Source organism: Allobosea sp. ASV33 (assembly GCF_016428755.1).
Lineage (GTDB): Bacteria > Pseudomonadota > Alphaproteobacteria > Rhizobiales > Beijerinckiaceae > Allobosea.
Map to the genome: position 1 here is coordinate 1 of NZ_JAELTI010000055.1, position 17345 is coordinate 17345.

The 17345-nt window shown below is 66.9% G+C and carries 15 protein-coding genes; 2 read left to right on the forward strand and 13 right to left on the reverse strand.

What is annotated here, in order from left to right; genetic code table 11:
- The coding region (locus JHD80_RS16400; RefSeq protein WP_199089361.1) for a cytochrome b at positions 1 to 457 on the reverse strand (457 nt) is incomplete at its 3' end.
- Positions 458 to 687: 230 nt separating this feature from the next.
- On the opposite strand from JHD80_RS16400, the gene JHD80_RS16405 reads away from it, so the two are divergent.
- Complete coding sequence (locus tag JHD80_RS16405; RefSeq protein ID WP_199089363.1) at positions 688 to 1425, forward strand: SIMPL domain-containing protein; 738 nt, start codon at positions 688 to 690, stop codon at positions 1423 to 1425.
- Positions 1426 to 1434: 9 nt separating this feature from the next.
- Here JHD80_RS16405 and JHD80_RS16410 read toward each other — a convergent pair whose 3' ends face one another.
- The 12 genes from JHD80_RS16410 to JHD80_RS16465 form a co-directional block, all read right to left on the reverse strand.
- Positions 1435 to 2340 (reverse strand): hypothetical protein, encoded by a 906-nt coding sequence (locus tag JHD80_RS16410; RefSeq protein WP_199089365.1) that lies wholly within the window; start codon positions 2338 to 2340, stop codon positions 1435 to 1437.
- Complete coding sequence (locus JHD80_RS16415) at positions 2337 to 3377, reverse strand: aspartate carbamoyltransferase (RefSeq protein WP_199089367.1); 1041 nt, start codon at positions 3375 to 3377, stop codon at positions 2337 to 2339. Before JHD80_RS16415 ends, JHD80_RS16410 begins: the two co-directional genes overlap by 4 nt.
- Before the next feature lie 39 nt (positions 3378 to 3416).
- Entirely contained in the window at positions 3417 to 5357 is a 1941-nt protein-coding gene (locus JHD80_RS16420; RefSeq protein WP_199089369.1) for a putative bifunctional diguanylate cyclase/phosphodiesterase, read from the reverse strand.
- Between the two features lie 134 nt (positions 5358 to 5491).
- Entirely contained in the window at positions 5492 to 7447 is a 1956-nt protein-coding gene (locus tag JHD80_RS16425) for a bifunctional 2',3'-cyclic-nucleotide 2'-phosphodiesterase/3'-nucleotidase (RefSeq protein ID WP_199089372.1), read from the reverse strand.
- Positions 7448 to 7592: 145 nt separating this feature from the next.
- Positions 7593 to 8447 (reverse strand): HTD2 family dehydratase, encoded by an 855-nt coding sequence (locus tag JHD80_RS16430; RefSeq protein WP_199089374.1) that lies wholly within the window; start codon positions 8445 to 8447, stop codon positions 7593 to 7595.
- Between the two features lie 35 nt (positions 8448 to 8482).
- A complete protein-coding gene (locus JHD80_RS16435) occupies positions 8483 to 9628 on the reverse strand; it encodes a CaiB/BaiF CoA transferase family protein (protein ID WP_199089375.1) in 1146 nt (381 codons plus the stop codon).
- Between the two features lie 212 nt (positions 9629 to 9840).
- A complete protein-coding gene (locus JHD80_RS16440; protein ID WP_199089377.1) occupies positions 9841 to 10965 on the reverse strand; it encodes a zinc-dependent alcohol dehydrogenase family protein in 1125 nt (374 codons plus the stop codon).
- Positions 10966 to 11167: 202 nt separating this feature from the next.
- A complete protein-coding gene (locus JHD80_RS16445) occupies positions 11168 to 11905 on the reverse strand; it encodes an ABC transporter ATP-binding protein (RefSeq protein ID WP_199089379.1) in 738 nt (245 codons plus the stop codon).
- Between the two features lie 11 nt (positions 11906 to 11916).
- Positions 11917 to 12660 carry an ABC transporter ATP-binding protein gene (locus tag JHD80_RS16450; protein ID WP_199089381.1) on the reverse strand — a complete coding sequence of 248 codons (744 nt, stop codon included), beginning with the start codon at positions 12658 to 12660 and terminating at the stop codon, positions 11917 to 11919.
- Entirely contained in the window at positions 12657 to 13661 is a 1005-nt protein-coding gene (locus tag JHD80_RS16455; protein WP_199089383.1) for a branched-chain amino acid ABC transporter permease, read from the reverse strand. The genes JHD80_RS16450 and JHD80_RS16455 overlap by 4 nt, the downstream gene beginning before the upstream one ends.
- A complete protein-coding gene (locus tag JHD80_RS16460; protein WP_199089385.1) occupies positions 13658 to 14536 on the reverse strand; it encodes a branched-chain amino acid ABC transporter permease in 879 nt (292 codons plus the stop codon). The genes JHD80_RS16455 and JHD80_RS16460 overlap by 4 nt, the downstream gene beginning before the upstream one ends.
- Before the next feature lie 161 nt (positions 14537 to 14697).
- Positions 14698 to 15834 carry an ABC transporter substrate-binding protein gene (locus JHD80_RS16465; protein ID WP_199089387.1) on the reverse strand — a complete coding sequence of 379 codons (1137 nt, stop codon included), beginning with the start codon at positions 15832 to 15834 and terminating at the stop codon, positions 14698 to 14700.
- 242 nt (positions 15835 to 16076) lie between these two features.
- Here JHD80_RS16465 and JHD80_RS16470 point away from each other — a divergent pair, with 242 nt between their 5' ends.
- The gene (locus JHD80_RS16470) at positions 16077 to 17342 is read left to right on the forward strand and encodes an alkyl sulfatase dimerization domain-containing protein (RefSeq protein WP_199089399.1); all 1266 of its coding nucleotides are present in this window, start codon (positions 16077 to 16079) and stop codon (positions 17340 to 17342) included.
- Positions 17343 to 17345 lie beyond the last annotated feature (3 nt).

Genomic DNA, 17345 nt, shown 5'->3' on the forward strand with positions numbered 1-17345 from the left:
GCGCATAGGCGGCCCATTCGTGCCAGGTGCGGATCGGGCGTGTGATGGCGCGCGGCTCCGCCGCCTGGAGTGGCGGCAAGGCGAACAGGCCGAAATCCAGGCCTTGTCCGCGCCTGACCGCATAGACCAGCCCGAGGACGGGCACGATCAGCATGGCGAGGTAGAGCGCGGCATGGCCTGCCCGTGCCGCGAGAGCGAGAATCGCCGGACCTTCCTCCGGAGGCGGCGCCCGGTGCGTCAGGCGCCATCCGAAGCGAGCGAACAGCAGGAGCAGGATCGCCGTCCCGATGACCTTGTGGGTCTCAACAAGCGCATGATCCCAGCTCTTTGGAAAGAGATCGACGGTGAGGCCGAGAGCGAAGGCAACCACGATGAGCGCGGCCATGCTCCAGTGCAGCGATCGGGAGACCGCGTCATAGGCGGCGGGAACGATCGGGCGGATGGGAGATGCGGTCATTGGGGCGTCCAAAGATTAGATTTATTCTAATCTAGGGGGCGCGGGCGCCGTGCGAAAGTTAAATCTCCGTCATGATTGATCCCTGCGGTACATTGCCAGTTGCGAGGAGGAGCTGATCCGCGCCACCAGGGGAGCTCGCGCTGATCGCCCCCGCACCGTGATAATTTCGACATCATCGGGCGCTTTGGCATCGTTACGGCCGTTCGGCCGCGGAATTTTCAGGAGTCACGATGTCTAACCTCTTCGTCCCCGCCTTGGCCGGAACCGCTCTGATCGCTGCCGCGATGTTGCCGGTTACGTCCGCCACGGCTCAGGAGGATGCCGGCCGGCGTCCCAGCCCGCGCATCAGCGTGATCGGGGAGGGCGAGGTGAATGTCGCGCCGGACATGGCGATCCTCAATCTCAGCGTCCTGCGCGAGGCGGATACGGCGCGCGCGGCGCTCACCGCCAATAACGAGGCGATGAAGCAGGTGCTGGCCGCCCTGAGGGAGGCCGGCATCGCCGAGCGCGATCTCCAGACCGCGGGCCTCAATATCCAGCCGCGCTACGCCCAGCCGGGCAAGGACCGCGCCGGCGAGCCCAAGATCGCGGGCTATAGCGTCAGCAATGCGCTGACCGTCCGGGTCCGCAATCTCGCTGACGCCGGCGGCATCCTCGACAAGGTCGTGGGGCTCGGCGTCAACCAGGGCGGCGGCATCGCCTTCGTCAAGGACGACATGAAGCCGACGCTGACCGAGGCGCGCAAGCGCGCCGTCGCCGATGCCGTGGCGCGGGCGAAGACCCTGGCCGAGGCTGCCGAGGTCAAGCTCGGCAAGATTCTTTCGATCGAGGAGCAGTCCAGCATGCCGCGCCCGATGCCTTACGGCGGCGCGCTGCGCATGGCGGCCAAGGACGCTTCCGTCCCCCTCGAGAGCGGCGAGAACACCTACCGGACGCAGGTCAACGTGATCTTCGAGATCGCGCCCTGATCGGCAGCATCAAGCGCGCCCGGCCTGCTCCGGGCGCAGCTTCGCAGCCACTGACACCGGCAGGCTGGTGATGACGACGCCGCAGAGCACCCAGAGCCCCGGCAGAAGAAGTTCCGCCGGTGGCAGTTCCGCCAGCAGAAGATAGGCCGCGAAGGTGATCAGCGGGACGCGCAGGGTGTCGGCGCTGCAAAGCTGCAGCGGCGAAGCATGGCGCGAGGCATTGGCGAGCGCGGCCTGCGAGACGAAGCCGCCGACGATGAGCGCGAGCACGGCGCCGCCGATCACGGCAAGCTCGGGCAGCGCGAAGGCCAGCCGGTAGGGCTGTGGTGGCGGCGACCACTGTTCCGGCACGAAGAGCCAGAGCAGCAGGTAGAGCGGCAGCTGGATCGCGTGCATCAGCAGCACGATCGAGAGCGTGCTGCGCTGCGCCGCGAGCCGCGCCAGCATGAGATTGGTGGTGGTCAGCATCGCGACGGCGCCGATGGCGATGGCGATGTCGCGATTGGGGACCGCGTCCAGCCGGAAGACCAGGAGACCGATCCCGGTCGCGAGCAGGGCGAGGCCGATCGCCGGCCCGAGGCCGGGCCGGCGGCGCAGGACCAGCAGGAGCAGCACGGCTGCGAAGAGCGGGCCTGAGAACTCGATGGTGGTAACGAGCGCGAGCGGCAGATGCGCCAGGCTCCAGATCAGCGCGAGCGAGCCGGCGAGATGCAGGACGCTGCGGACGACATCCTCGCGCAGTTTGGGCGGCAGCACATCGCGTCGCTGCTCGGCCCCGCCCGCCCAGACCGCGGAGGCTGCGATGGCAAGGCTGCCGACCGAGCGCAAGAGCCCGATCTCGATGACGGTGAGATAGCCGGACAGCAGGCGGATGGAGACGGCGATCGCGAGATAGGACGCGAGATAGGCGCTCATCCACCCGAGGAAGGCCGGAAAGCCTCTGCCTGCCCCGTCCAAGGTATCCCCAGCAGCATGCGCTCCAGGATGGCCATTCGCATCGGCACGGACAGCTGGACCTGGCGGAAATAGCCTGCGTTCGGGAGGCTGTCGCATGAGGTGTCGAGCTCCGAGAAGCGCGGAAGAGGGTTGAGGATCAGCGTGTCGGAACGGGCATCCAGGACCTTGCGGGCGGTCAGGGTGAAGGGTTCGCTTTCTTTTTCCTTGTCCACCGCCTCGTTGCCAAGGGAGGCGTGGGCGAATTTGCTCATGTCCTGCATCTGGATGCTGAGCACGTCATGGTCGAGCGTATGGCGGATCTCGTGCACGAGGCCGACCTGCGTGCCGAGATCGGCGAGCACGGTCATCGCCTCCCGCATCGCCGGGTTGATCGGGGTGTCGGGCAGGCAGCACAGCGTGAAGCGCTTCGGCGGCGAGAGGCGCAGCATCTTCACGAAGGAGATGGCGAAGCGCGCCCGCGAATCGCTCGACAGGGCGATGCTGAGCGTCTCGATCGGGCCGCGCATCTGTCGGATCGCGAAGATGTCGATCAGCGCCTGGGTCGGGTGCTCGTCGGCGCCATTGCCGGCATTGATCACCGGCAGATAGCTCAGGCGCCCGACACGATAGGGCATGTCCTCCAGATGCGAGCGCACGATCAGCAGATCGCTGTAGAGCTCGACCGTGTGGATATGGTCCTCGATCGATTCGCCCGTGGCCGTGCCCATCCGGCTGCGATCGGTGTCATAGGCGTCGATCGACTGGTGGCCGAGCCGCGCGGCCGCGGACTGGAAGCCGAGGCGTGTGCGCGTGCTGCGCTGGTCGAACAGCGTGGCGATCACCTTCGGCCGGCGGCGCGGGGCCGGCGGCTGCTCGGGCAGGGGCAGGCCGGCCTTTTCGAGCTCTTCCTCGTGCAGATGCCGTTCGGCGCGCGCGATGATGTCGTCGAGGTCGAAGCGCGAAACGGCATCGGCGCTCAGCAGATCCTTCCCGCTCGGATAGTTCGGGCGCTGCATCAAGGCCTCCGGCTCGCGCGATCGTATGCGTCCGGGGCGTCAGGCAACCTGGCTGTAGCGCCCCGGCTTGCGCGAGCCGGAGCGCGAGCGCGCCGACCCCATCCGCCCCGTCGCGACACGATTGCCGATCATGGGCAGTAAATCGCCCGCTGTCATCGGCCGGGCGAAGATGTAGCCCTGAATGCCGTGGACGGCGTGCTTCTCGATGATGGTAAGCTGCTCCTGCGTCTCGACGCCCTCGATGATCAGGCGCAGCTTCAGGTCATGGGCGAGCTGGGCGATCGCGTTCATCAGCGAATCCGCCTTGCGCGAGGTGCCGATCTCCTGGGTGAAGGCCTGGTCGATCTTGATCGTGTCGATCGGCAGATGTGCGAGATAGCTGAGCGACGAATAGCCCGTGCCGAAATCGTCGAGCGCGATCCGCACGCCGAGGGCGCGCAGCGCCACGAGACGGGAGACGACATGGTCGGGGTCGTCGATCAGCGAGCTCTCGGTGATCTCGATCGTCAGCCGTTGCGGCTCGATGCCGCTCATCCGCAGCAGCGCTTCGACGACGCCGACGATGTCATGGCCATGGTCGAACTGGCGGGCCGAGACGTTGACGCTGACGCCGACGCTGCGCGGCCAGGACAACGCGGTGCGGATCGCCTCGCCGAGCACCCAGGAGCCGAGCACGGTGATGAGCCCGGTGCGCTCGGCCAGCGGGATGAAGATATCGGGGCTGACCATGCCGCGCCGCGGATGGCGCCAGCGCAGCAGCGCCTCTGCCATCGTCGCCGTGCCGGAGCGGGGATTGTAGATCGGCTGGAAATACAGCTCGAACTCGCCGCGGCGGATGGCGTCGCGCAGTTCCGTTTCGAGCGCCACGCCGTCTTCATGCTCGTTGCGGATGGCATCGGTGTACATGACGAAACGGTTCCTCCCGTCGAGCTTGGCCCGGTAGAGGGCGATGTCGACGCATTTCAGGGCCTCGTCGATCGAGGCGGCGCAGCCGGCGGGCGCGATGCCCATGCTGGCCGTGGCGGTGACATGGCGCCCACCGATGACGCGCTGGCTGGCGAGCATCATGACCAGGCGGGCGGCAAGCGCGCTCGACCCTTCGGCGTCGCGCGAGGTCGCGACCATGAACTCGTCGCCGCCGGTGCGTGCGGCGATGTCGCCGACGCCGAGCTCGGCGATCAGCGTCTCGCTGAAGCCCTGCAGCAGCGCATCGCCGATATCGTGGCCGAGGCTGTCGTTGATGCTCTTGAAACGGTCGATGTCGATCGAGATCAGCGTCACCGGGAGGCCCGACGCGGCCATCTGCCGGATTTCCCGCATGAAGCCGCGGCGGTTGTAGAGGCTGGTGATCGTGTCGTTGACCGCCAGATGCTCCAGCTCGCGCATCGTGCGCAGCCTTGCGAGGAAAATCTCGTGAATCACCTGGGCGCTGGAGAAGGTCAGGACGGTGGTGAGCAGGACCGAGAGCCCGATCACCAGATAAGCCGGATCCCGCGTCCAGAGCAGGGCGAAGGTGAACGGCATCGCGGCCGCCAGCACCTGCACGCGGGTGATCACCGGCCGCGAGCTGTTGCGCCCGGAAATCCCGGCGAGATAGCCGATCGTCTGGGCGATCGCGAGCGCGGCGACAGGCTCATAGGTATAGCGCAGGACGGCGTAGCAGCCGAAGCCCGAGATCAGGGCGGCCGTCGACCAGGCGCCGGCCATGGCGAGATTTTCAAGCGTACCGATCTGGCTTTCGCTGGCAGAGCCGAGATGAACGCCCTTGTAGTAACGGTGAGACAGGTAGCGGAACAGGCCGATCGCGACCATGGCCGCGGCCATGGCGTGGAACGCCAGGTCGCCCGTCAGCAGGGCGCTCGCGGCCATCACCGCTGCCACCGTGACGGTGCCGATGAAGATCGTTCCGGGCGTGGCATAAAGCGCCGCCACAAGCTCCGATTTCATCGCGCTGTCGTTCTCATGAACGTCGACGATCATCAGGCGTCCCGTCACTGTCTATGTCTGTTTGTCGCCCGGCCTAGCGGCTATCCTCGCTAAAAATCTATTAAAGAACTGTATGTCGCTTCGGAGGTTTCGCCGACAAATTATAACTTGCCGTCGATGCCGCACAGTCAGCCGCGCAGCCGGTACTTGGCGAAACCTTCGGGGTCGTCTCCCGCAGGCTCCGCCTTCAGGCCCGGGGGCAGCTTGCCGGCTGCTGCCGGAGAGGTCAGGAAGGTCACGTCGACGCGGGGCGGCAGCGGCGCGAGCGACCAGTTGCCGTCGGCTTTCGGGTCGATCGTCTTCTTGCCGAGGATATGGCGCACGACCACGTCGCGGTTGAGGTCGGGCGCCTCCAGCACAACCGTGGTCTTCGTGCCCGGGAAGTTGCCGCCGCCTCCGGCACGGTAATTATTTGTAACGATGAGGAATTCCGCCTTCTCGTCGATCGGCTGGCCGGCGAAGGCGAGGTCGCGGATCCGGTGCGCTTCGGCTGCGACGAGCTTGCCGTCGTTGTCGTAGCGCGAGGCTTGCGTGACATCGATCCGATAGGTCACGCCGTCGATCACGTCGAAATTGAAGGCGGGGAAGGCCGGGTTGATCAACGGCTGCTCTTCGCTCTTTGCCAAGTCGATGCGGTTGAAGACGCCGGCGGAGCGCTCCAGCCATTCCCTTACGTCCGCGCCGCTGACTTTCACGATCTGCACCGTATTCGGGTAGAGATAGATGTCGGCGATGTTCTTCAGCGCCAGCGGGCCGGCGGGAATATCGGTGTAGAAGGAGGGACCGGAACGCCCGCCGGACTTGAACGGCGCCGCCGCCGACAAGATCGGCAGGTTCTTCCAGCGCGTCTGCGCCATCAGCGGCCTAGCATAGGCGATCTGCGCCTCCGCGACGATCTGGATCGACGGATCGTCCGCCACCAGCGCGAAATAGGAATTGATCGGTGCCGCCGTGCTGCCGACCGGCTCGCGCATATAGGCCAGCGTCGCCTCGTGGTCGGTCTTGACCGCCGCCAGGATCGCCGGCTCGGCGGTGGCCTTGGGAACGATCCTGCGATCGGGCATCCGCTCGTAGATGGGCTTCGCCTCGACCTTGAAATCGGCGATGGTCCAGCGCTCGCCGCGCTTTTCCAGGTCGAGATCGACGATACCGAGATGCGAGCCCCAGAAACCGGGCTGGCAGGCCGGCTTGCCGTTGAGCGAGCCTTTGACGTTGTCGACGCCGGCAATGCCGTCGAAGGACTTGCCGCCGGGAAAGACCAGATGCTGGTGGCCGGTCAGGATGACGTCGATGCCGTCGATCTTCGAGAGATGCAGCGCGGCGTTCTCCTCCATGCCGCGCCGCGTGCCTCCGGCGATGCCGGAATGGCAAAGGGCGATCACGAGGTCGGGCTGGGCGTCGAGCAGGTCCGGCATATGCTTTTCGGCGGCGTCGACGATGTCGGTCGCGACGATCTTGCCGTCGAGATTGCCCTTGTCCCATTGCATGATCTGCGGCGGCACGAAGCCGATCACGCCGATCTGAAGGACATGCCTATTGCCGGCCTCGTCCTCGAAGCTCTGCTCGAACAGGCGCCAGGCATCGACCAGCGGGCCGCCGCCGGCGCGCTCGACATTGGCGCAGACCATCGGGAATTCCGCCTTGGCGAGCCCGTGGTCGAGGAAGTCCAGCCCGTAGTTGAACTCATGGTTGCCGAGCGTGCCGCAGAGATAGGGCAGGGCATTCATCGCGGCGAGCATCGGATGGGTCTCGCCGGCTTTCAGCCCCTTCTTGTAGGCGATGTAGTCGCCGAGCGAGGAGCCCTGCAGGAAATCGCCGTTGTCGAAGAGCAGGCTGTTCTTCACGTCGCTCTGGGCCGCCTTGATCAGGCTCGCGGTCTTGGCGAGGCCGACGGTGTCGTCCGGGCCGTCGCGGAAATAGTCGTAAGGCACGACATTGACGTGGAGATCGGTGGTCTCGAGCACGCGAAGCTTCAGCTTTGCCGGCGCCTGCGCGGCGGCCGCCCCGGGCAGGGCGGCGCAGGCGGCGATCGCGGCCCCGGCCTTGAGCGTCTCGCGACGGTTGAGACGACGATCCTGTGCCATGCCCGGCTCCCACTGCCCTTGCCGGGACAGGACGTTAGCATTGCGGCGCGGCCGTGACACAGGGAAGATGCCGGGCCCGCCCGACATTCGAAAGATGGTGAACGGAGAGGGCAAGAACCCGGATCGACGGGCCTGCACGAAGCGTTCACGCCGGGCGGTGGACGCCCTCCATGCGCACGCGCCCGTCCACGCCCTCGGTCCAGCCCCTGACGCTGCCATCGGCCTGCCGCTTCGCCTTCACCCGGAAGATGTCGCCGGCGATCAGCGGATTGAGGCCGCGATAGTCGAGCCGGACCGGCGCGCCCTCCGTCAGCGTCGCGATGATATTGGCGATCAGCGTCGCCTGGATCGGTCCATGCACGACGAGCCCGGCATAGCCTTCCATCCCCGTCACATAGGGGAAATCGTAGTGGATGCGATGGCCGTTGAAGGTCAGTGCAGAGTAGCGGAACAGCAGCAGCGGGCTGCCTTCGACCTCCCAGGTGAGATCGGCGGGCTCGCCATCGGCGACCGGGCCGGGCGCTCCGGCAGGAGAGGCGCCGGGCTGCGCCGCCTCGCGATAGACGATGTCGTGTCGCTCGCGCAGTGCGATGCCGCGCTCGGTCGCATAGTCATGATGGACCGCGACGAAGCAGAGCGGGCCGCTGCGCCCCTCCTTGTAGGCGATGTCGCCGATGCGGGAATGCCGGGTGACGCGATCGCCCTCGCGCAATGGTGCCAGCGTCTCGATCCGTCCGCCGGCCCACATCCGCCGCGGCAGCGGCACCGGCGGCAGGAACTCTCCTTTGGCGGCGTGGCCGTCGGGGCCGGACGCTTCTATGTCCGAGATCGGTGGTGCCAGGCACCAGTGCAACGCGAGCGGCACTTCGCCTGCTCCGTGAGGCGCGAGATGGCGACCGAAGGTGGCGGCGAAGCTCCGCACCAGGCGTGGCGTGACGATGTCCTGCGCTTCCTCGGTTTTGCCGGTCCAGCCGACGAGGTGGGCGATGTCGATGCTCATGGAAACCTTTCCTCGATCCGGCGCGACCGTTCCGCTCAAGCGGATTTCGCTTCTATCTTTCGGATGAATTCGGCACGCAACGCCGCGTCGTGCTGGCCGAGCGCCGGCACCGGCCGCATCGCGACGCGCTGTCCATCGACGACCGCCGACGGCGCCAACACCTCGACCGGGCCGTTCGGTGTCGGGACGGGCAGGGCGGTCGCAGCCGGATGGTCGATCAGCCCGCCGACGCTGGAGGCGGTCCCATAGGCGATCGCGTGGCGATCGAGCGCGGCAGCGACATCCGCGAAGCGCCGCCGGCCGAGCCTCGCCTGCACCTCTTCGTCGAGCGCTTTACGGTCTTTCACCCGCAGCACATTCGAGGCGAAGCGCGGATCGGCGGCCAGCTCCGGACTTTCCAGCACGTCGCGGGCGAAGACCTGCCATTCCCGCTCGCTCTGGATCGAGACCAGCACCTCGCCATCGAGCAGCGAGAACACGCCGTAAGGCGCGATCGAGGGATGGGCGAGCCCGACGCGTGCCGGCTCGATGCCGCCATAGCGGCGCGTGAGATAGGGCACGTTCATCAATTCGGCGAGCGTGTCGAACAGCGAGAGCGCGATCGCGGAGCCCGCGCCGGTGCGTGCCCGCTTCAGGAGCGCTTCGAGGATCGCGGCATAGGCGGCCTGTCCGGTCGCGATATCGGCGATCGAGACGCCGATGCGCGAAGGGCCGGATTCGGCCGTGCCGGTGATGGCTGAGAGGCCCGATTCCGCCTGGATCAGCAGGTCATAGGCCTTGCGCCGCTCATGTGGCGTGCCCGGCGCATAGCCGGAGATGTCGCAGGTGATGAGGCGCGGATGGCGCTGCCGGAGTGTGGCGCTGCCGAGCCCGAGCCGCTCAGTGGCGCCGGGCGCCAGGTTCTGGATGAAGATATCGGCCGAGGCGATCATGGCTTCGACCAGCGCGAGATCCTCCGGCTGCCGCAGGTCGACCCGGCAGGATTCCTTGCCCCGGTTGATCCAGACGAAATAGGAGGACTGCCCCTTGGCGAAACCGTCATAGCCACGGGCGAAATCGCCCTCCGGCCGCTCCAGCTTGATGACGCGCGCACCGGCATCGGCGAGCTTGCAGCTCGCGACAGGCGCGGCGACCGCCTGCTCCAGCGCGACCACGACGATACCTTCCAGCGCATTCGACATCGGTATTCCCTCAGTAGTCGGGAGAGGAAGAGCGCCGCGCCGCGGCCAAGTCAAACGCGGGCGGCGGGTTGGCGCGGGAGGTGCTCTCTCGACAGCTTGGCATACGGCATCGCGAAGCGACGCGCGGCTTGAATCAACATCTCATGAGCGGGCGTCATGTCTTTGGCGTAGCAAGGAAACGGCCGCTTGTTTCAGGCTTGCTGCGAGCCGCCTCACATTCTGACGATGTGCCGGATCGTGCGGCCTTCGTTGAGCGCGTCGAAACCTTCGTTGATCTCGTCGAGACTGCCCGAACTGGTCCAGAGCTTGTCCACGGCCAGCCGCCCGCGCTGATAGAGCTCGATGAAGCGCGGGATGTCGCGCGAGGGCACGCAGGAGCCGACATAGGAGCCCTTCAGCGTTCGCTCCTCCGCGACCAGCCTCACTGGCGAGAGCGAGAGCGTATGGGCGGGGTTGGCGAGGCCAGCCGTCGTCGTCGTGCCGCCGCGCCTTGTGATCTGGTAGGCGAGATCGAGTGCCTTGACCGAGCCGGCCATTTCCAGCCCGTGATCGACACCACCCTTGGTCGCCTGCCGGATCGCTTCGACCGCATCGGGCGTGTCGGCCTTGAATGCATCGGTCGCGCCAAGCGCCAGCGCCAGATCGAGCTTGTCCTGCGCGAGATCGACGGCGACGACGCGCGAGGCGCCGCAGGCGATGGCGCCGAGCAGGGCCGAGAGCCCGACGCCGCCGAGCCCGACCACCGCGACCGTCTCGCCGGCCTTGATCCGCGCCGTGTTCACGGCGGCGCCGACGCCGGTCAGCACGGCGCAGCCGAACAGGGCGGCGATCTCATGCGGGATATCGGCCTCAATCTTGACCAGCGAACGGCGCGAGATCACCGCATGCTCGGCGAAGGCGGAGACGCCGATATGGTGATGCACCGGCTGGCCGGCGACCGAGAGCCTGCGTCCGCCGCCCAGCATCTCGCCGCGCCCGTTGGCGGCATTGCCGGGTTCGCAGAGGGCAGGGCGGCCCTCGGCGCAGGGCGCGCAATGCCCGCAGGATGGCACGAACACCATCACGACGCGGTCGCCGGGCTTCAGATCGTCGACGCCTTCGCCGGTCTCGACCACCTCGCCGGCAGCCTCGTGGCCGAGCACCATCGGCACCGGGCGCAGACGGTTGCCGTCGATCACCGAGAGATCGGAATGGCAGAGGCCCGCGGCACGGATACGGACCAGAACTTCGTCGCGGCCGGGCGGGGCGAGGTCGAGCTCCTCGATCCGCAGCGGGCGGCTTTGCGCATAGGGCGCCGCAACCGGGCTTGCGTTCAGGACGGCGGCGCGAATCTTCATGGGGCGTGTGGCTCCGGTCTCGGTATTCGTCGCTATCCCGTCAGGAGAGGGCGCCGCTGTCAAAGCGGAATGGCGCGACTGTTCCCGTCATTCCGGGCGCAGCGAAGCGGAGACCCGGAATCCATCATAAAACGCGGCGTTCTTCGCTGGATTCCGGATCGGCGCCGCTGACGCGGCTTGTCCGGAATGACGGCGAGGAAATTCAGGCCGCGTCGGTCAGTGTGCCGCCGAGGAAAAGCTGGCCGATACGCGGATCGGCGAGGATCTCCGCCGCCGGGCCCTGCATGCGCGTGCGGCCGAGTTCGAGCACCAGCCCCTCGTCGGAGATTTCCAGAGCCGAGCGGGCGTTCTGCTCGACCATCAGGATCGAGACGCCCTTTGCGCGCAGGTCTTTCAGGATGCCGAAGGTCTCCTGCACCATCAGCGGCGAGAGGCCGATCGAGGGCTCGTCGATCAGCACGAGCTTGGGATCGAGCAGCAGCCCGCGCACGATTTCGAGCTGCTTCTGCTCGCCCCCCGACAAGGTCGAGGCCTGCTGTTCGGCCTTGGCGCGAAGCGCCGGGAAGCGGTCGAGCGCCGCCTCCAGCCGCTGCGGCATGTCGCTGATCCCCGAGCCGGCGGCGACCGTGCCCAGCTCGATATTGTGGCGCACCGAGAGCTCCGGGAAGATGTTGCGCCCCTGCGGCACATAGCAGATGCCGGCTTCGAGCAGCTTGCGCTGGTTCCACCCGCTGATGTCCCGCCCATCGAAGCGTATGCGGCCCTCGCGCAGCTTGAGCAGGCCGAAGATCGCCTTGAACACCGTCGACTTGCCGGCGCCGTTCGGGCCGATCACGGTCGTGATCGCGCCGCTCTTCACCGCGAACGATGTGCCGTTCAGGATGGTCATGGCGCCATAACCGCCGACCACGCCGTCGAGTTCGAGGATGGGGGGGCTCATCACCGTGCTCCTCAGTGACCCAGATAGGCTTCGATCACGGCCGGGTTGGCGCGGACCTCGGCCGGCGTGCCCTCGGCCAGAACCTTGCCCTCCGCCAGCACGATCACGCGCGTGCAGAGCGACATCACGAAATCCATGTTGTGCTCGATGACGACGAAGGTCGCGCCCTGCTCGGCATTGATGGCGCGCAGCCGCTCCTTGAGATCGCCCAGCATGGTCAGGTTCACGCCGCCGGCCGGCTCGTCGAGCAGCGCGAGGCGCGGCCCGGCCATGAAGGCCATCGCCGCATCGAGCAGCTTCTGCTGGCCGTAGGACAAGCCGCCGGCCTTGGCATCCGCGAGATGGCCGAGCTTGAAGAAGCCGATCATCTGCTTGGCCTTGTCGGAGAGCCCGGCGTCGCGCGCGCCGAACAGGCGCCCGAGCATCGAGCCCTGATGCTCCTGCCCGGCGAGGATCAGGTTCTCGCGCACCGAGAGTTCGGGGAACACCTGCAGGAGCTGGAAGGTGCGGCTGACGCCGAGGCGGTTGAGCGCCGACGGGCGCATGTTGGTGACGTTCTGGCCGTCGAGCTTTACCGCGCCTTGCGTGGGTTCGAGCTGGCCGAGAATGCAGTTGAACAGGGTCGACTTGCCGCAGCCATTCGGCCCGATGATGCCGAGAATCTCGCCCTCGTTCACCGAGAACGAGACGCCGTTCACGGCCTTGATGCCGCCGAAGGCCTTGTGCAGGTCGTGGACTTCGAGGACCGGGCTCATCGCGCGCCTCCGGTCTTGCTGCGGAGCGCATGCCAGCCGCGTTCGAACAGGCCGCAGACGCCTTGCGGACAGATGACGAGCAAGGCGAGAACGATCGCTGCGAAGATGATCAGGTAGAGCGAGCCGGCGAAGCGCAGCCATTCCGGCAGCACGACGCCGAGCAGCGCGCCGACGAAGGGTCCGAAGAGATAGCCGGAGCCGCCCGCGACCACCATCAGCAGCAGGAACAGGCTCTGCGACAGCGAGAAGGGCGAGGGGTCGATGAACTCGACCAGCGGCGCATAGAGCGAGCCGGCAAAGCCGCCATAAGCCGAGCCGATGGCGAAGGCGAGCAGCGTGTAAGTGCGGGTGTCGATGCCGAGGCTCGCGGCGCGGACGGGGTTCTCACGCAGTGCCGTGAAAGCGCGGCCCCAGGGCGAGCGGACCAGCCACCACAGCTTCAGCGACAGGATCAGCGTCACGACCACGACGAAGCGGTGGAATTCCAGCGCGCCGAACAGCTTGATCCCGACGAAGTCCGGCCGGTTGATGTTGGAGATGCCGTAGACGCCCCCGGTGAGCCATTGCTCGTTGCGGATGACGAGCCAGATCAGGGTCGAGAAGGCGAGCGTGACGAAGGCGAGGTAATGGGTCCGCACCCTCAGCGCCGGGAAGCCGAGCAGCAGCCCGACCGCGAAGGTCAGCAGGCCCGATAGCGCGAAGGCGGCATACCAGTTCACCCCGTATTTCGTGGTCAGGATCGCGGTGGCATAGGCGCCGAGCCCCATGAAGGCGGCCTGCGCCAGCGAGCTCTGCCCGGCATAGCCCAGCGTCAGGTTCAGCCCCATCACGCCGATGCTCATGACGAGCCAGAGCGAAAGCACATAGGTGCCGTAGCGCCCCATCCCGACCGGTGCGAACCAGAGGATGACGGCGCCGAGCACGAGCCCGATTAGAGCGGCATCGAGCCGGCGGGCCGAGCGGCGCGGGGGCGCGGGATTCTGCAGGGCAGGAGCGCTCATACGCGGCGCTCCTCCTTGCGACCCATCAATCCCTCCGGCTTCACCAGGATGATGGCGACGAGCAGCACCAGCGGCACGGCCAGCCGATACTGCGTCGAGATATAGGCTGCTGCGAGCGAATCCGCGACGCCGATCAGGATGCCGCCGACAAGCGCCCCGCGCACCTGGTTGAAGCCGCCGACGATGGCCGCGATGAAGGCGAAGAGGCCGATGGTCTCGCCGTTCGAGAACTTCGCCAGATAGATCGGCGAGATCAACAGCGAGGCCACGACCGCGAGCGCGGCATTGAGCAGGAAGGTGAGCAGCACCATCCGCTCGACGGGAATGCCAAGAATGCGCGCGACGGTAGGGTTCTGCGCCGTCGCCTGCATCTGCCGGCCGAGCCGCGTGCCGCCGACGAACCATTGCAGCAGGCCGATCGCGGCGAAGGCGACGACGATGATCGCGAGATGCTGGAGCGAGATCGATGCGCCGAGCAGGTTGATCATGTCGGTCGGCACCAGCGAGGGGAAGCTCTGCGCCTCCGCTGAGAAACCGTCCTTGGCGCCTTCCTTCATGATGATCGAGAGCGCCATGGTGGCGATGGCGAGCGGGAGCACGCCGTGCTTGATCATCGGGTCGACGACGACGAGCTTGAAGCCCGCGCCGAAGATCAGCAGGAACACCGCGATGCCGATGAGGCCGCCGGCCCAGAGCGGCAGGCCGAAGAGCTTGACCGCGAGCAGGATCAGAACGGCCGGCAGCATGACGAACTCGCCCTGCGCGAAATTGATCGTCTGCGAGGTCTGCCAGACCAGCGTGAAGCCGATCGCGGCGAGCGCGTAGATCGAGCCCGTGGCGATGCCGGCGATGAGATAGGCGATGAATTCGGCCATGCGGTGTGCGCTCGGTTGGAGAGCGTTTCGTATTCAATCAGTGCGCGTCATCCCGGACGCAGCGAAGCGGAGTTCCGGGATCCATGCAGCCGCGACGCCCTTCGATGGATCCCGGGTCGAGCGCTGCTCGCCCGGGATGACGTCGGGGGTATGCTGCCTGCTTACGGCTTGATCCGCGGCAGGGTGGTGTTGATCACCTGCTTGCCGTTGACGATTTCGGCGAGGAAGCTGTCGCGGTCGAGATCGCCGTTCTGCTCGATCACCGTATCCATCAGGATGCCCGGCTCCTCGCTCGCCTTGATGGTCGCGCCGCGCAGCGTGTCGGCGACGCCCTTCTTGTCGAGCTTCTTCTGCTTCTCGGTCGCCCATTTCACCATGAAGACGGCCATATAGCCCTTCACGCCGTTATGGTCGGAGGAGAAGCCGTATTTCTCGCGATAGCGCTTGCCGAAATCCTGCAGGGCCGGGATCGGCGCGTCGGTCGAGAGGCCGACATGGCCCTTGACGCCATTGGCGGCGTCGCCCGCGAGCTCCAGCACCTTGGCGCCGAGCAGGGTGGTCTCGCCGATCATCGGCTTGGTGATGCCCTGCTGCTTGGCGGCGCGCAGGAAGCGGGCGCTCTCCTCCTCGTTCAGGTAGACGAAGACGGCGTCGGCATTGGCATTCTTCACCTTGATGGCGTCGGCGGTGAAGTCGGCCTGGCCCTGCTCGGTCGAGACGTCGACGGCGACCTTGATGCCGGCCTTCTCGAGCTCGGGCAGGATGGTGTCGCGCCCGCCCTTGCCGAAGTCGTTATTGACCCAGACCACGGCGATCGAGCCCGCCTTCAGCGTCTCTTTCATGTATTTGGCGATCTTCGGCATCGCAGCCGCCTGGCTGATCGAGGTGCGGAAGATGTAGGGGTTGCCCTGGCGGGTGAAGCCGGCCGCCTCGCCGCCGACGATCTGGGCGATCTCGGCACGCTGCGAGATCTGCATGGAGGCGCCGATCGGGCCCGAGAAGATGGGGCCGAGGATGGCATAGGCGTTCTCGTCGATGGCGCGCTGCACGGCGGCGCGGGTGTTCCCCGGATTGGTCTGCGTGTCGTAATGGACGATCTCGACCGGCTTGCCGAGGATGCCGCCCTTGGCGTTGATGTCGGCGGCGGCCATGTCGGCGCCGTTCTTCCAGTTGGTGCCGGCGGCGGCGCCCGCGCCCGACAACTCAATGACGTCGACCAGCTTGACCTTGTCCTGCGCCTGCGCCGGCAGGCTGAGCGAGACGCCGAGCGCGGCGGCCATGACCCAAAGCGATTTCATATCCTGTCTCCTCCGGGACGTTTCTCACGCGCGATCTTGAAGCCGCGGCGTCCGCCCGCTTCTTGCCGGGCTTTGGGGCGGGATGTCCAGAGGCGGCAGGGCATGACGGGGCCGGGGTTGCCGCTTTGCCGGGGATGGCGGCGGGCGGCCGCTGACGCCGGCTGTCAGCATGCGGCCGGGCCGGCCTGTCGTCCGCGAGCGATGATGCTAAATGGGAAGGGCGTTGCCGGAGGAGCCCCCCGATGAAACAGGACCCGTTATTCGAGCGCCTCTGGGATGGCTCCGCCGCGATGGAGGAATGGACCGCTGCGGTCTCGCATGGCGCGATCACCCAGGTGGACGACAACATCATCACCGTCCACACCACCTACTTCTGCGGCAGCGTCACGGCGATCCGCACGGGCGAAGGCCTCGTCCTGATCGATACGGCCAAGCCCGACACCGCCCGGCAGACGCTCGACGTCATCCGCTCCTGGGACGATGGCCCGATCCACACGGTGATCTTCACCCACGGCCATATCGACCATACCAGCGGCATCAAGCTGATCGACGAGGAGGCGGATGCGCGCGGCTGGCCGCGCCCGCGCATCGTCGCCCATCGCAATGTCGCGCGGCGCATGCAGCGCTATGTCGACTCGCACGGCTTCAACAGCCTGGTGCAGGGCCAGCAGTTCAACATGCCTGGCTATGTCTATCCGATCGGCCAGCGCCGCCCCGACGAGGTCTATGACGACACCCTGTCGCTCGTGATCGGCGGGGAGCGGCTCGAACTCTTCCACGGCCGCGGCGAGACCGATGACGCGACCTTCGTCTGGCTGCCGGAGCGGCGCGTGCTGGCGAGCGGCGATTTCGTGATTTGGGTGTTCCCCAATGCGGGCAATCCGCGCAAGGTCCAGCGCTATGCCGCTGAATGGGCGCAGGCCTTGCGGCGGATGGAGGCGCTCAAGCCGGACATCCTCATCCCCGGCCACGGCCCGGTCGTCTTCGGAGCGGAGCGTGTCGCGCGGATGCTGAGCGACGGCGCCGAGGCGCTGGAGCATCTCGTCCACGAGACGCTGGCGCTGATGAATGCGGGCGCGACGCTCGAAGACGTCCTGAGCAAGGTGAAGATCCCGGCGAGCTATCTCGCCAAGCCCTATCTGCTGCCGAAATACGACGATCCTGAGTTCCTGGTCCGCGGCATCTATCATTTCTACGCGGGCTGGTTCGACGGCAACGCGGCCCATCTCAAACCGGCCCGCACGGCAGAGCTGGCCGCCGAACTGGCGGAGCTTGCCGGAGGCGCCCGCAAGTTGGCCGAGCGCGCCGAAGTCTTGGCAGGCCAGGGGCAGAACCGCCTCGCTGTGGCCTTGGCGGAGCTTGCCGCATCGGCCCTGCCGAATGATCCCGCGCTCCAGGCCATCCGCGCGACCACCCTCCGCAAGCTGATCGACGGCGAGACATCGCTGATGGGCAAGGCCTTCCTGGCTGTCTACGAGCGCGAGGCGGAAGGGCGGTCGAAGGGTTGAGGC

Excerpts from the sequence above, each read along its gene's own strand:
- JHD80_RS16450 (WP_199089381.1), bottom strand. The coding sequence starts at position 12,660 with ATGAGCCCGGTCCTCGAAGTCCACGACCTGCACAAGGCCTTCGGCGGC.
- JHD80_RS16465 (WP_199089387.1), bottom strand. The coding sequence starts at position 15,834 with ATGAAATCGCTTTGGGTCATGGCCGCCGCGCTCGGCGTCTCGCTCAGC.
- JHD80_RS16470 (WP_199089399.1), top strand. The coding sequence starts at position 16,077 with ATGAAACAGGACCCGTTATTCGAGCGCCTCTGGGATGGCTCCGCCGCG.
- JHD80_RS16410 (WP_199089365.1), bottom strand. The coding sequence starts at position 2,340 with ATGAGCGCCTATCTCGCGTCCTATCTCGCGATCGCCGTCTCCATCCGC.
- JHD80_RS16440 (WP_199089377.1), bottom strand. The coding sequence starts at position 10,965 with ATGAAGATTCGCGCCGCCGTCCTGAACGCAAGCCCGGTTGCGGCGCCC.
- JHD80_RS16435 (WP_199089375.1), bottom strand. The coding sequence starts at position 9,628 with ATGTCGAATGCGCTGGAAGGTATCGTCGTGGTCGCGCTGGAGCAGGCG.
- JHD80_RS16420 (WP_199089369.1), bottom strand. The coding sequence starts at position 5,357 with ATGATCGTCGACGTTCATGAGAACGACAGCGCGATGAAATCGGAGCTT.
- JHD80_RS16460 (WP_199089385.1), bottom strand. The coding sequence starts at position 14,536 with ATGGCCGAATTCATCGCCTATCTCATCGCCGGCATCGCCACGGGCTCG.
- JHD80_RS16430 (WP_199089374.1), bottom strand. The coding sequence starts at position 8,447 with ATGAGCATCGACATCGCCCACCTCGTCGGCTGGACCGGCAAAACCGAG.
- JHD80_RS16405 (WP_199089363.1), top strand. The coding sequence starts at position 688 with ATGTCTAACCTCTTCGTCCCCGCCTTGGCCGGAACCGCTCTGATCGCT.
- JHD80_RS16455 (WP_199089383.1), bottom strand. The coding sequence starts at position 13,661 with ATGAGCGCTCCTGCCCTGCAGAATCCCGCGCCCCCGCGCCGCTCGGCC.
- JHD80_RS16445 (WP_199089379.1), bottom strand. The coding sequence starts at position 11,905 with ATGAGCCCCCCCATCCTCGAACTCGACGGCGTGGTCGGCGGTTATGGC.
- JHD80_RS16415 (WP_199089367.1), bottom strand. The coding sequence starts at position 3,377 with ATGCAGCGCCCGAACTATCCGAGCGGGAAGGATCTGCTGAGCGCCGAT.
- JHD80_RS16425 (WP_199089372.1), bottom strand. The coding sequence starts at position 7,447 with ATGGCACAGGATCGTCGTCTCAACCGTCGCGAGACGCTCAAGGCCGGG.